We start from the raw sequence: 12,279 nt of genomic DNA, 5'->3' as shown, positions 1-12,279 counted from the left end.
GTTTATGTGTCTGCGTTGTTGGATTGAAATAGAGAAGCATGGCCCGGCGGCAGGACGATGCGTTCGCGGCCGGTGAAGGCCGGGGTTTGCAGCAGTGCCTTGCCCCTGCCGCCGGTTCCGGCGCGGGCCAGCAGGCCGGTGAAATGCGCCGCCGCGAGGCTGGCGCCGCGTACCGGAATGCCAGGGCCGCCGGGGCAGGCGCCGTAGCGCGCGCCGGGCAGGTCGAGCTGCGACCATTGGCCGGGGGCGCAGCGGGCGTCGCCCTGCACCGAATGTACGCCGATGCAGGCGGCGGGGTAGACCGGCGCGCCGCGGGCCGGGGCGGAGGCGACCAGCAGCTTGCCTGCCTGCAGCACCGCCGCCACAGCCTCAACCAGCTCTGGGCTGGCATTGGCATGGCCAAAGGAACAGTGGACGATCTGCGCCTTGGAACAGGCGGCGTGGTGCAGGGCCTTGGCCACGGTGGCGAGGGACGTGGCGAGGCGGCCGGGAAAGATGGTGAGGTTGAGGATTTGCACTGCGGGTGCATTGGCGCGGATGGCGGCGGCCATGTAACCGGCGTGTTGCGCTGCCGGGCTTTCGGCGGCGCTGGGATGAAGTTCGCAGAAATCTGTGCGGGCGGCGAGGCCAGGGGTGTCTGCAGCCAGCGGGCCGTCGAGCAGGGCAATCAGCGGGGCAGGGGTCATGGGCCGGCCTCGTCCAGAGTGATCTCCATGTCGAATTTGCCGCCAGCCGCGGCGCCGCCATGGGCGGTGATGATGCGGGTGGAATGCGGGAAACTCTTGTCGATATGGGTGAGGATCCGGGCGGCGGCGGCGGGGTCGACCTCGGACAGGGCCTCGTCCAGGATCAGGATATCAAATGGCGTGAGCAGGGCGCGCAGCAGGCAAAGGCGCTGGCGTTCGCCGCCCGACAGCGTCAACCCGCTTTCGCCCAGCATCGTGTCAAGACCGTCTGCACTGCGGAAGCGTTCGGCCAGGCCGAACAGATCCAGCATTTGCCAGACATGGGGTTCACTGCCGGGGCTGGACCAGAAGGCGCGGGATTGAAACAGGTTATCGCGCAGGCTGGCGTGCAGGATCAGCGGGCGCTGGCCGGCATAGGCCACACGATCGGGCAGAGTGGCGCCGCCAAGCTGGCCCAGGTCCGCGCCGCCCAGGGTGATGCGCCCGGACAGGGGCTGCGCCTGTCCGCAAAGCACCGCGATCAAAGAGGTTTTTCCGGCGCCGCTGGCGCCTTTCAGGGCCAATTTGGTGCCTTGGGGGATGGTGAGGGTCAGCGGGCCAAGCGGTGCTGCCTGACCACGGGAGACGGTCACATTGTTCAGTTGCAGGGCATGGCCTGCGGGGGCAAAGGGCGCGGCGGGCCGGGGTGCGGCGGGCTGCATCACCGTATCAAGGCGCGCCACCGCAACCTTGACCCGCGCCTGTGCGTGCCACAGGCCCAGCAGCGATTGCATCGGGCCGGTCATGAAACCCATATAGGCGATGAAGGCAATCAGGGATCCCAGCGGCCAGTCGCCGCGGATCACCATCAGCCCGCCCGCCAGAAAGATCGCCGCGCGGGTCAGCGCCGACAAGAGCACCGGCACCGCGCGGGTGAATTCGCCCCACAGGTTTTGCGCGATCAGGCGGCGGTTCAGCCCGGCGTGGTCGCGCAGGCTGCGCCGTTCAGCCCATTGGGTGCCGCGGGCGGCCTGCAGCGCGGGCAGGCCGAACAGGGTTTCCGACAGGCCGGCGGCGTAGCGCCCTTGCATCCCGCGCACGGCGGCGGCGTGGCGTTCGGTACGGGGGCGGGCCCAGAGCAGGAACAGCAGCTCAGCCGGGGCCAGTAATGCGGTCAGCAACCCCAGCCGCCAGTCCAGCAGCATCAGCATCGCGGAGCCGCCAATCAGCCGGATCAGCGAGGACGAGCCGCCAAGCACTGCGTTGAAGGCGAATTTCTGAACCTCTGCCGCATCGCCGTCGATCCGGGCCAGCAGCTCGCCCGCGCGCTGAGAGGCGAACCAGCCGGAGGGTTTGGCGGCCAGCCGGGACAGCAGCCGCCGCCGCAGCTGCGCCAGCATCCGGACCGAGGCGCGCATGTGCAGGATATTGCTGAGGGCGCCGGTGGCGGTGGCCAGGAGGCCGATGGCAAACAGCGCCAGCGACCATGTGATCAGCTGCGCGGCATCACCCGCCATCAGGCCGCGGTCGATCACCAGCTTGCTGATATAGGGCGGCAGCAGGCCAAGGGCGGCGGCGGCAAAGCTGATCAGCAGCAGCAGTGCCAGCCGGTGGCGGTGCGGGCGCAGCAGAGGCAGCAGCCAGGCCGCAGTGGAGGATGTGAAAAGCGCCGCACCTGCGCGGGATTGCAGGCGCGGCCAGGGGCGGGCAGCCGCAGGGCCGCCCGGCTGGGGGGAGAGTTTGGCGGCAGGCCCGGTCATCCCTGCGGCACAACGTGCAGGGTGGAGACCGACATGTCACCGCCGGAGGGCACCCGGATCTCGCCGATGCGTTCCAGCGTTTCGCTGTCATAGATGCCGATGTCGTCATTGGTGCCGCCGACATAAATCTCACGCCCGTCACTGGAGACGTTGATGACGTAATAGGTGTGCGGCAGGTCCACGCGCTTGACCAGTTCCTTGGTCTCCAGGTTGTGCTTGGAGAGCTGGGTATAGACGCCGTACAGGTGCTTGGGGTCCGTGGCACTGCGGGCGGCTGAGAACATCAGCACCTCGAAGGAGGCGAAATCGGCGATCTCGGTCTCGCCGCTTGTCAGGTCAACCGACTGGTAGCCCCAGACAAAATCCGCCATCTCCTGCTGGGTTTCGTCGGTAAACACCGCCGCAGTGTACATCAGCAGCATTTCGTCGTTCTGGCTGCCGGTGGGCCAGAAGGCCAGCACATCCGGCGGGCTGTAGGCGGGGCGGTCCCAGCTGGCGTTGGCAATCGCCACCTCGGTTTCGCCGGTGGCCGGATCAACCCGGTAGATGTCATGCCCCGCAACATAGACCTGACCGTTGCGGTCGCTGGCCATCAGGGTGGAGCGGCGCGGGGCTTCGAAAACAGCGGCGGGTTCAGCCTCCAGCCCGGCGCTTGCGTCATAGACGGCGAATTCCGGCTGCATCACCTCGTAACGGTCGGTCAGTTTGCGCACCGGATTGCGCACCGTGTAGATCTGACTGCCGTCCTTGGAGACGGCGAGCGAGGCCAGCGAGCGGCGGCTTACGTCGCCGTCGGACTGGGCGGCGTGGAACACTTTCTCGCAGGTCTCAATATTAACGCCGACCACATCCTGCCAATGGTTCAGCAGCACATAGGCGATGCGGTTGTCCGGCGACATGGCAATGACGCCGGGAGTCACATTGGCGCCCAAATCGCAGTCGGCTTTGACCGAGCGGGTATCAGCATCAAAGACATAGAGGTTCGAGGGCCGGGCCACCGTCACCAGAAGGTCGCCGGCAGCCAGCGGCAGGGCGGAGGCGCAGAACGCGGCAGCAGCAAAAAACGCGGATTTCATGATGCGGGTCTCCTTATGTTTCGGCGTCGGTGGGGTAGGTGGCGCCAAGCGCGCGCCAGTCCTTGGCAGCGTTGGGCGCGCCTTCGTCCCAGGTCTGGTGGTTGACCATGATGTCGGGCACCTGCGCGGGCCACCAGCAGGGGTCGGAGCAGCCATAGAGGTCCGCCTCCATCGGCTGGCACAGGGCGGCCAGCCCGCCGAAAGGATCGACCTCCCAGCCGGGATCGAAGGTGGTGGCGCAGCCGGCGGTTACGGTCTGCATCGCGCGGACCTCTTCCATTTGGCTTGCGGTTGCGGCCTGCTGGACGCGTTCGGCTTTTTGATTGAGCGGTTTCATTTTCCAAACGCCCTCCTTGGTGCAACGTGGTGGTGGAAATACTGCGGTGCCTTGGCGATCAGTTCGGCATAGGCGGCGACGCCGAAATCGATCCAGTCGCGCATCAGGTCGCAGTAGTGATAGGTCGGCATCATCGGGTCGCTGAAATGGGCATAGCTTTCGTGGTAGCAGCCGCCCGCGCACAGGTTGCGGATCCGGCAGGTGGCGCAGCCCTTCTCAGTCCGGTCGGAGCGTGCCTTGATGAAGCCCGACAACTCCTTGCGCTTGATGCCTTCGTCGACGGTGCCGAACTGGTCCATGTCCGATCCGGTGAAGCGGTGGCACAGGTTCAGCGCGCCGTCGTGATTGACCGCCAGCATGCCCACACCGGCACCGCAGGGCAGCGCCTTGGAACGGCCCTCGTAAATGTCGTTCATCATCTGATGCATGTTGGAAAAGCCGATGTTGCGGCCCTTCAGCGCCTCTTCGACATAGAGCCTGCCAAGGGATTTCATGCCCTCGAACACCTCCAGCAGTTCGGCGCCGTTGAGGTTGAAGGCATCCATGTCGCCCGAGGTGACCGGCGAAAACCCGACCTCGGCAAAGCCGATATCGTTGATCAGATGGTCCCAGATCTCATGAATGTTGGTGACGCCGGCGGTCAGGGTGACGCGGGCGCCGACCGGTTTCGATGTGTAGCGCGACAGCAGCAGCCGGGCCTTGGCGGCGACCGCATCATAAGTGCCCTTGCCGCCGACCGTCTTGCGGTTCAGGTCGTGCTGCGCCTTGGGGCCGTCGATGGACACCGTGAGGCCGAATTTATGCTGGTCAAGCCAGTCGATCAGCGGTTCCGTCAGCAGGGTTGCATTGGTGGTCAGGCTGAAGTTCACCGCCTTGCCAAGGGCGGCGAAATGCGGTTCGGCCCAGTCCACCACCTGCCGGATCAGCGGCTGGTTCGACAGCGGCTCGCCGCCGAAGAACACCACGTTATAGCTGTCGCGGTCCGGGTTCTCGGCCATCAGCATCTCGACCGACTTGCGCGCGGTGTCAAAAGCCATCTTCTGGCCCTTGGAGGGCACCGCCAGATCCTCCTTGTAGCAGTAGGAACAGGCCAGGTTGCAGCCGGTGTTGACGTTCAGGACGATGGTTGTCAGCGGGAAGTTTTCGATCTCGATCGGCGGGCGTTCGGGCTGCAGCGGGCGGCCGTCGTTGACGATGTCCAGCCGCACCAGACCGTCGAGCCGGTCGGCGGCGTCCGTGGCCGCAAACCGGGTCTCGAATTCATCCATGGTGAAGGCCTGCGCCTGTGCCGCATAGTCAAGGATATCGCGGTCGGCGGTGTCCATCTCGAAGATCGAGGTGGTGGGGACGTGGAACAGAACCTCGCGCCCTTCGACCGAAACCCGGTGCGCATTGGCGGGCTGATAGTGAAAGTCTTTCATGGGTTTTCTCCCTGTGCTTCAGCGGATCGGCGGATCAATGAAGCGCTGCACCGTGACGATCAGCATCGCCTCGGCCTGCTGGCCCATCGCCTTGGCCTGGACTTTCAGCTCGCCTGCGTTGTTGGCGCTGAAGGGGCGGTCGGGGTTGGGGCCGGCAATGGCAGGTGCAAAAATGCCATTTGGCTGCATTTCGCCTGCAAACTCGGTGTCTTTCATGTGGGCTGCGTGATCATGCGCATTGGCAACGGTCCACTGCGCCGCGATCTGGCCGATGCGCACATCGTCTTCGGTTCCCGCTTTGCCGTCGGGGCCGTTCCACATGCCGATGGCATTGAAATAGGCGGGCACCGGGGGCGGCCCAGCATCGCTGCCGCCGCCAACGCGGGCGATGGTGAATTCCGGCTCCACCCGGAGGCTGTCGACCGAGGTGTAATGGGCGATCTGCCCCTCGGCGCTGCCTGCGTTGAAGGTGACCACGCCATTGCCCTCAGCCGCCAGCATCAGCGCCGCGCCAAAGCTGTTTGCCGTTGCATCGCCGTGTGAACTGGCCAGGCTGTCGAGCCCGGTGCCGACCACTTGCACCTGTGCCTCACCCGCCGGAACGGCAGAGGGAACGGTGCCCAGGATAACGCTGCTTGCCTCGGCGCGGGCGCCGGTCAGCGGTGCGCCAAGGGCGTCGTTGCTGCGGTCGAACTGGCGGCCCTGCAGGGCGTTGCCATCCTCTGACAGCGCCAGAACCTGGCGATAGGCGGTGCCGCCGATGTCCAGATTGGCACGCCATTCATAGCCGGTGTAAAGGTTCATCTGGCCCGACGCGGGATGCGTGCTGCCGTCGGCGGTCACAAATTCGCCCGAGACCTGATAGGGAGAGGCCTCGCCGATGACTGTCAGCCGCCCGTAGGCCTCGCCGATGCCGGGCAGGTCTGTGATGACCACCCAATCGCCTGCCACCGGCTGCTTGTCCGCCGCCTGCCAGCCCGTCCAGGCGGCGGTTTCCAGCGGGTTCTGTTCGGCCAGATAACTGGCGATTTCGGTCCGGGCGATCTGGTACCATTCGCGGTCGCGGCCAAGCGCCTGGTATTCGATGGTGGGGAAATGGCCGACATGGAAGTCCATGTGCAGCTCCCACTCCTCTGCGGTGCGGTTCTGCAGCAGCCCCCGCGCGCCGGTGTGGCAGCGCGCGCACATCGAGGCAAAGGGTTCGTCAAAGCTTTCCTGCGCGTTCGGATCTTTCTCCAGCGCATAGCGGAAAGGGGCGGTCTCGGACGGGGCCAGACCCTGGCTGTCGGACAGATGTTGCACGATGGCGCGGCGGTCCTCTGCGCTGATCTCCAGCCCATGCGCCTGCTGCATCCGGACGATGGTCATCATCCAGCCTTCAGGCGTCTTGCGCTGGCCGCTGATGCGGCTCAATCCGCCGTCTTCTGCGGTGTGGCAGCTGGAGCAGATGTTTTGCACCAGCTCCTCGCTGGCCAGCGCAGGGGCCGCGCTGGCGGCTGATATCAGGAGTGCAGCGGTAAGACTGCGGCGTCGTAGTTGCATGGGTTAGTCTCCCTGTTTGGTGTGTCCCAGGGGATCTGCGCCCCCTCGGTAAAGCCTTGCGACAAAAGCCATTGGTGGATGGCGCGGGCGGCCTGCGGCGGGGCTCCGGGCAGAACTGCGTTGTGAAAACCGTCCGCGCCCGGCAGCGGCTGGCCGTTCAGGCGGCGCAGCAGCGGCACGATCTCTTGCCCGGCGGCAAAGGCGGCACCGCCGGGGGCATCGCGGGTGATCAGCACCTCGCGCCGCGCCAGATGGCCGTTTCGCACGATTACCCGGCGGGCGATGTGCGGCGGGATGTTGGTATCATGGGCGGGGATATCATCGGGCCAGGCGGTACGCTGCTGCCAGAACGGTGTTGCAAATTCCGCCTCGCGGTAGAAATCGCGGCCCACACGGGCCTGCCGCCAAAAGGTCCCGGTCACCCGGTTGCGGTAGAAATCGCGGGCCAGTCCGGTGTCGCCGTTCAGCAAGGCCCGTGCGATGGGAACCGCCATCAGTGCCGAAGACACAGCCCAGAACATGCCGTGCCCGGACAAAGGATCAAGTGCCACCGCCGCATCGCCCAGCCGCGGGCAGCGCGGGTCCAGTTCCGGCGCGGTCAGCCGCGGTGCGATGGCATGAATGGCAGGGGAGCGGGGCAGGGGGGTGTCCGCCGCCACCGTTTGCCACAGCGCCGCCACAGCCGCCTTGCCGCCAGTCCGTTTATCCAATGCACCTGTGTCACCCACCGCCTGCAGCCACAGCTGACCCTGCCCTACTGGAGCAGACCAGATCCAGCCGCCGGGCCGGGCTTCGATCCGCGGGGTGTCCATATATCCGGCTTGCGGCGGCACAAACCCGGCAACCGAGATCGTGTCCGGCCCGATAAGGTCCGCCCGGTTTTGTGCCGCGGGCTGGCGCGGGGCGCGGCGGCCGCGGGCCTCAAACAGCAGGCGGGCGGTGAGGCTTTGCCCGTCAGACAGGCGGATTGCGCCCGCATCCGGGCGGACACTGGCCACCGCTTTATAGAACACTGCGACGCCCTCAGCCCCGGCGGCGTGCAGCAGCCCGGTGTCGAATTGGTTGCGGTCGGCCAGATGCTCGCTGTTCTGACCGCCTTGAAAAGACCCCCAGCTGACATGGCGCTGGGTGGCCGGACCGATGCCCGCCAGCGGCAGGCAGTGTTTTTGCAGAATTGCGGCGACACGGGCGGACATGCCCTCAAACCGGGCGGCGCGCGGCGGCAGGGTGGCCAGCGCCACGCTGTATCCGGCCCGCGCCAGCAGGATCGCGGCCACCGACCCGGCCGGGCCGCCGCCTGCGATTGCAATGTCAAAGGTGCCAAATTGAGGTGCCATTTACATAAGCTGCACTGTGGCGGCGGTGCTTGTGGCGGACACATCCGGACAACAAGCCGACATTTCCGGACAGAATCGGCGGATGCGGCCCTGTCTGCAGTGATTTTTCTGGAATGGCCGGTTTTTACGGTATTCTGGCGCAATCCTGAGGAATTGCGCGATGCCACACAACTATCAGCCCCGGATTTCGGCTACGACCTTGAACGACCCGCTGCGGGCTGTTGAGTTCATGAACGGCGATCCTGGCAGGATTTTCCGCACTGCCGGGATCAGCCCCGAAGACCTGGACGGTGAGATCGGCCTGAAGAAATTCGTGGACTTCTGCGAGCATGCATCGGACCAGCTGGGGCTGCCCGATTTCGGCTGGCGGGTGGGATCGGTGTTTGATCTGCAAAATCTTGGCACGCTTGGAGAATTCATCAAGCAGGCGCCGACGCTGGGAGCGGCGCTGTCGCTGTTCCGCAATGCCTTTCCAATGGTGCAAAGCGACTCGGAAATGCGGCTGGCGATTGAGGCGGACAAAGCGCTGCTGACCTACCGGATCCTGGATGTACGCATCTGGCCGCGGCAGCAGGATGCGGAGCTGACGCTGTCGGTGTTCCATAACCTGGTGAAGTCCGCCGCCGGTCCGGACTGGCGGCCTGATCTGTTGTCGCTGGAGCACGACTCAAGCGCCTTGCAAAGCCGCAGCAGTGCCGGGCCGCGCTGCCCGGTGCAGTTTGCCGCCGCGTCCAACACGCTGGTGTTTCCCGCGGCAATGCTGGATCTGCCGCTGGCGGACAGCGAAAGCCCGGCGTTCAAGGCCGCCTCGCAGTCGATGGTCCGCAGCGCCCGGCAAAGCGAGCGTGAAGCGCCGGTTGCGGTACGGGTGCGCCGCGAGCTGCTGATGCGGATTGGCCGCGAAAGTTTCGAGCAGACCGCTATCGCCACCGCCCTGGGCATGTCGCGCCGGACCTTGCGGCGCAAGCTGGAGGAGGAGGGGCAGAAGTTTTCGCGGCTGCTGGCGGGCTGCCGGATGGAGATTGCCAAGCGCATGCTGCTGGCGCCAGGGGCGCAGCTTCATGAAATCTCAGAGCGGCTGGGCTATTCTGAAGTCTCGGCATTTGAACGTGCTTTCCGGCAGCGGGAGGGGGCGACGCCGAGCCAGTACCGCAAGCAAGCCTCCGCCTGCGGTTCCGGCGGCTGAACCGCCGCAGCAGGCCAGCAGAGCGGCGCGAAGGGATCAGTTCCTTGGGATCCGGCCCAGGATCCTGAGGGCGTTCTGTTCGGCGCAGCGGGCGGCTTGCTCCACATAGCCCGGCGCGGTGCCGGGCAGGCGGGCCACATGCTGCTCCGCCGCGGGCCGGTGTTCCACCATCAGATCCACCAGCCGGGTGATCCGGTTCAGGACTTCGGCGGGGCGGAAGCCCAGCTCGGTTGCGATGCGGGCAAAGTGATCCGGTGTCACGTCCGCGGGCTTGCGTTTGCGGCCGCCGATTTTCTGGGCGAAATACTGGTTTACGGCAGGCCAGGGCAGAACCGTTGAGACATCGTAAAGCGGGGCAAGTTCAACCGACGGGCCAAGCCGGTGCAGCATGGAATAATTCTTGGCGTGGGCGTCGGTGTTGGCCACCAGGATGTTGAAGGCAAACTGGTCGAACAGGGTGAGAACGTCCTGTGGTTCAAGATGCCCGGCGGCGGTGAACAGATCGGCAAGGGTGAAACCCGGCACCGATCCGGCCTCATACTTGCGCCCTGGCGGCGTGGCGGTGGCCTGGGCAAAATCCTCCTGATGCAGGCGCTGGATATGTCCGGAGGCGGACAGATGCCGGTCATAGCGCAGGACGCAAATGGCCGAGCGGGCCCCCAGGGCGAGGGATGCCGCCTGCGCGGCGGGGATGCCGGTTTTTTGCGCAAGGGTCAGGCAATAAAGCTCATTCTCAACGATGCCCGGCAGCCGCGGATTGTCCGGCTTGAGGATGACGGTGGAGGGGGCGCCGTTTCTGGGAATGGCCAGCCTGCTGCCGTCTTCTGGCAGCTGCAGCACCGGGCGGCCGCCGGCGTCCAGAACGGCGAGGGCGGATTTCTGCTGCCCGCCTGCCAGCGACAGGCGGACGCCATCGGCACCGGCCAGAAAAGGCCGCTGGGCCAGGTCGTTGAAATGCGCCTGCAGCGCGTCTTCGGGGCAAGAGGTGCGGTAGTAATCTGTCAGCAGGACATAGTCCCACTGGTCCGGCAGGGAGGGGCTGTCAAAGGACAGCGCCCCGGCAGTGTCGCCGCCGATTTCGCGCAGCAGGGCAACGGCGTCTGTTTTCGACAGGCCAAGGGACCGGCTGAGGGTTTCCAGCTGCTGTTCTTCGGGCAGCAGGTTTGCCAGCCAGGGGGCCACGATCCGGTTCGGAAACGGATCAGGCTGCAGCGGCATCAGCACCGAGATGGGGAAGGCGCGGGGGGTGTTTATCCATTCCGGCGTATAGGCAAACCCTGTGCTGCCGTCGTCATGCACCGCGACGCTGCCAACCAGAAACTGTGCATAAAAAACCGGAACCTGAAGGGTCATTCCAGGTCTCCAAGGTCGTATCCGCTGGCGGTGCCGCCGTGCGGCGCCGCGTCATGGGGCGTTCCGAACAGCTCGGCCACCGGCACGCGCAGGGCCTTGGCGATGCGGTACAGGGTCGACGCCCGCGCGTCGCGGGTGCCGGTTTCGATGGTGGAGAGCGCCGAAACACTGGCCCCGGTCAATTGCGCAAGCTGGGTCAGGCTGAGCCCCTTGGTCTTGCGGATGCTGCGGATGGACTGGCCGAGGCCGATCAGCTCTGGCTGCTTCTGATCTGTCATGCGGGCTCCGGTTTATCGAATACGGTAAATATGCCCTATCGCCGGAGCTGAATCAACAGATTTTACCGTTTTCGATAAATTTCGATTGCGAACGGGGGACTCTCAAGAAATTTACCGAATACGGTAAAGATCAGGCCGGGGCTGTCGCGGATTGCCAGGTCATGTTTTTGAACTCTTCACGAAAGGCAAAACGGGCGAGGTGATTGTCGATGATCTGCCGCGCATGATCGAGCTCCTCGGGGGTCGGGGCGGTGACTTTGGCGGTCAGATCCTGACCGGTTGCATGCAGGGTTGCGGGCCCCATTCCCAGCGCCACGGTGCCCTGGCCGGTTTCATCGGCGGTGTCGAACTGCACCTCGACCTTATGGGAGAAATGCTTGCAAAGCTGCTGCAGGTATTTTGCCCCGTTCGGGGTGTCAAAGCGGCCGGTGTCGGTGAGCATTCCCAAATTCCCTACTGTTTTACTAAGCTAAGAGCAATGTAGTGAATCGCCGCGGCGCCGCAACCCGCAAACACAGGCTCCGGCTAAGGGTTTTTGCGGTTGCACTTTTTGGCCAAACCGCCCGAAGCGTGCACAGATGAGGACTGTGAGGAACAAGAGTGGAACGAGAGCGCGCTTGACGGTTTTCTGATTCCTCGGGAAGTTCACGCTTTTGGTCAAGGGGCACTCGGATGGAGCGAGAAGAGCTGAAAGCGTGGAGCCTCTCGTTTGGCGAATTGGATTTTGTGCAGGGATACCGGCGCGCGCTGCGCGCGGGCTTGGCGCTTCAGCTGGTTCATTTTCGCAGTTGCGGGTATTTTCCTGAGGCATTGCAAGAAATCGCTAGCGAGCGCATCCAATATGCCGAGGAACAGTTGGACGCCCATGTTCATCTATACGATCTGCAATCAGACGCTGCCCGCCGTCACCGCCTTGATATTCTGCGCCATCTCGGGTTTCGGCGGGCGAAAGAGCGAGATCGCGCGAAGCTGCATTCTGTGCTTGTTCTGGAAAGCTCAAGAACAGGCCCGGCCATTGAACCTCCCATTGATTTTGGATTCCGATGGGCGTCGCTGAACGCGATATTCGAACCCTCGCGGAAGATCATGGAGCGCTCCGTTCGCTCCGCGCTGCATGCACTCCAGGCAGGGTTTCTGACAGAAGTCTCGGGCAAAGTTTCAAAGAAAACCAAAGTGGCGTTGGAAGAATGTCTTGCTGATCCACGCTGCAATCATGGGTTTTTGCGGCTGAAGGATGATGTTGGGGCCGCGACGCCGGATAAAGTTCTGGAGGCGGCAGACCGGCTGGCCTTTATAGAGGGTCTTGATCTTCCATTTGGTGTAA

12 protein-coding genes are annotated in these 12,279 nt (G+C 64.7%); 2 read left to right on the top strand and 10 right to left on the bottom strand.

All coding sequences use genetic code 11. The features are described 5' to 3' along the window. Positions 1 to 2: 2 nt before the first annotated feature. Genes L1069_RS19035 through L1069_RS19005 form a run of 7 tightly spaced genes read right to left on the bottom strand, consistent with a single transcriptional unit; the run spans position 3 to position 8,138 of the window. A complete protein-coding gene (locus L1069_RS19035) occupies positions 3 to 686 on the bottom strand; it encodes a hypothetical protein (protein ID WP_237456726.1) in 684 nt (227 codons plus the stop codon). Further along, entirely contained in the window at positions 683 to 2,425 is a 1,743-nt protein-coding gene (locus tag L1069_RS19030) for an ABC transporter ATP-binding protein (RefSeq protein WP_237456725.1), read from the bottom strand. The genes L1069_RS19035 and L1069_RS19030 overlap by 4 nt, the downstream gene beginning before the upstream one ends. Continuing rightward, positions 2,422 to 3,501 (bottom strand): quinohemoprotein amine dehydrogenase subunit beta, encoded by a 1,080-nt coding sequence (gene peaD / locus L1069_RS19025; protein WP_237456724.1) that lies wholly within the window; start codon positions 3,499 to 3,501, stop codon positions 2,422 to 2,424. Before peaD ends, L1069_RS19030 begins: the two co-directional genes overlap by 4 nt. Positions 3,502 to 3,514: 13 nt before the next feature. Then, positions 3,515 to 3,838 carry a quinohemoprotein amine dehydrogenase subunit gamma gene (gene qhpC / locus L1069_RS19020; RefSeq protein ID WP_237456723.1) on the bottom strand — a complete coding sequence of 108 codons (324 nt, stop codon included), beginning with the start codon at positions 3,836 to 3,838 and terminating at the stop codon, positions 3,515 to 3,517. Next, positions 3,835 to 5,259, bottom strand: coding sequence for a quinohemoprotein amine dehydrogenase maturation protein (gene peaB, locus L1069_RS19015; RefSeq protein ID WP_237456722.1), 1,425 nt, complete (start codon positions 5,257 to 5,259; stop codon positions 3,835 to 3,837). The genes qhpC and peaB overlap by 4 nt, the downstream gene beginning before the upstream one ends. An 18-nt stretch (positions 5,260 to 5,277) precedes the next feature. Continuing rightward, on the bottom strand, positions 5,278 to 6,801 hold the full coding sequence (gene peaA / locus L1069_RS19010; RefSeq protein WP_237456721.1) for a quinohemoprotein amine dehydrogenase subunit alpha: 1,524 nt from the start codon (positions 6,799 to 6,801) through the stop codon (positions 5,278 to 5,280). Next, complete coding sequence (locus L1069_RS19005; RefSeq protein ID WP_237456720.1) at positions 6,762 to 8,138, bottom strand: hypothetical protein; 1,377 nt, start codon at positions 8,136 to 8,138, stop codon at positions 6,762 to 6,764. The genes peaA and L1069_RS19005 overlap by 40 nt, the downstream gene beginning before the upstream one ends. A gap of 160 nt (positions 8,139 to 8,298) precedes the next feature. On the opposite strand from L1069_RS19005, the gene L1069_RS19000 reads away from it, so the two are divergent. Then, positions 8,299 to 9,324 carry an AraC family transcriptional regulator gene (locus L1069_RS19000; RefSeq protein WP_237456719.1) on the top strand — a complete coding sequence of 342 codons (1,026 nt, stop codon included), beginning with the start codon at positions 8,299 to 8,301 and terminating at the stop codon, positions 9,322 to 9,324. Between the two features lie 36 nt (positions 9,325 to 9,360). On the opposite strand, the gene L1069_RS18995 is transcribed toward L1069_RS19000, so the two are convergent. From L1069_RS18995 to L1069_RS18985, 3 genes are all read right to left on the bottom strand, one after another. Further along, the gene (locus L1069_RS18995; protein ID WP_237456718.1) at positions 9,361 to 10,677 is read right to left on the bottom strand and encodes a type II toxin-antitoxin system HipA family toxin; all 1,317 of its coding nucleotides are present in this window, start codon (positions 10,675 to 10,677) and stop codon (positions 9,361 to 9,363) included. Beyond that, positions 10,674 to 10,955 (bottom strand): helix-turn-helix transcriptional regulator, encoded by a 282-nt coding sequence (locus L1069_RS18990; RefSeq protein ID WP_129373495.1) that lies wholly within the window; start codon positions 10,953 to 10,955, stop codon positions 10,674 to 10,676. Before L1069_RS18990 ends, L1069_RS18995 begins: the two co-directional genes overlap by 4 nt. Before the next feature lie 130 nt (positions 10,956 to 11,085). Beyond that, positions 11,086 to 11,397, bottom strand: coding sequence for a DUF2218 domain-containing protein (locus L1069_RS18985; protein ID WP_211038137.1), 312 nt, complete (start codon positions 11,395 to 11,397; stop codon positions 11,086 to 11,088). Positions 11,398 to 11,627: 230 nt separating this feature from the next. Between L1069_RS18985 and L1069_RS18980 the strand changes: the two genes are divergently transcribed. After that, positions 11,628 to 12,279 (top strand): DUF4158 domain-containing protein (locus L1069_RS18980; protein WP_237456717.1); only part of this gene is annotated, 652 nt, incomplete at its 3' end.

Source organism: Leisingera sp. MMG026 (assembly GCF_021654205.1).
Taxonomy (GTDB): Bacteria; Pseudomonadota; Alphaproteobacteria; order Rhodobacterales; family Rhodobacteraceae; genus Leisingera.
This window is presented reverse-complemented; position numbering and strand designations above follow the sequence as displayed.

Excerpts from the sequence above, each read along its gene's own strand:
- L1069_RS19035 (WP_237456726.1), bottom strand. The coding sequence starts at position 686 with ATGACCCCTGCCCCGCTGATTGCCCTGCTCGACGGCCCGCTGGCTGCA.
- L1069_RS19030 (WP_237456725.1), bottom strand. The coding sequence starts at position 2,425 with ATGACCGGGCCTGCCGCCAAACTCTCCCCCCAGCCGGGCGGCCCTGCG.
- peaD (WP_237456724.1), bottom strand. The coding sequence starts at position 3,501 with ATGAAATCCGCGTTTTTTGCTGCTGCCGCGTTCTGCGCCTCCGCCCTG.
- qhpC (WP_237456723.1), bottom strand. The coding sequence starts at position 3,838 with ATGAAACCGCTCAATCAAAAAGCCGAACGCGTCCAGCAGGCCGCAACC.
- peaB (WP_237456722.1), bottom strand. The coding sequence starts at position 5,259 with ATGAAAGACTTTCACTATCAGCCCGCCAATGCGCACCGGGTTTCGGTC.
- peaA (WP_237456721.1), bottom strand. The coding sequence starts at position 6,801 with ATGCAACTACGACGCCGCAGTCTTACCGCTGCACTCCTGATATCAGCC.
- L1069_RS19005 (WP_237456720.1), bottom strand. The coding sequence starts at position 8,138 with ATGGCACCTCAATTTGGCACCTTTGACATTGCAATCGCAGGCGGCGGC.
- L1069_RS19000 (WP_237456719.1), top strand. The coding sequence starts at position 8,299 with ATGCCACACAACTATCAGCCCCGGATTTCGGCTACGACCTTGAACGAC.
- L1069_RS18995 (WP_237456718.1), bottom strand. The coding sequence starts at position 10,677 with ATGACCCTTCAGGTTCCGGTTTTTTATGCACAGTTTCTGGTTGGCAGC.
- L1069_RS18990 (WP_129373495.1), bottom strand. The coding sequence starts at position 10,955 with ATGACAGATCAGAAGCAGCCAGAGCTGATCGGCCTCGGCCAGTCCATC.
- L1069_RS18985 (WP_211038137.1), bottom strand. The coding sequence starts at position 11,397 with ATGCTCACCGACACCGGCCGCTTTGACACCCCGAACGGGGCAAAATAC.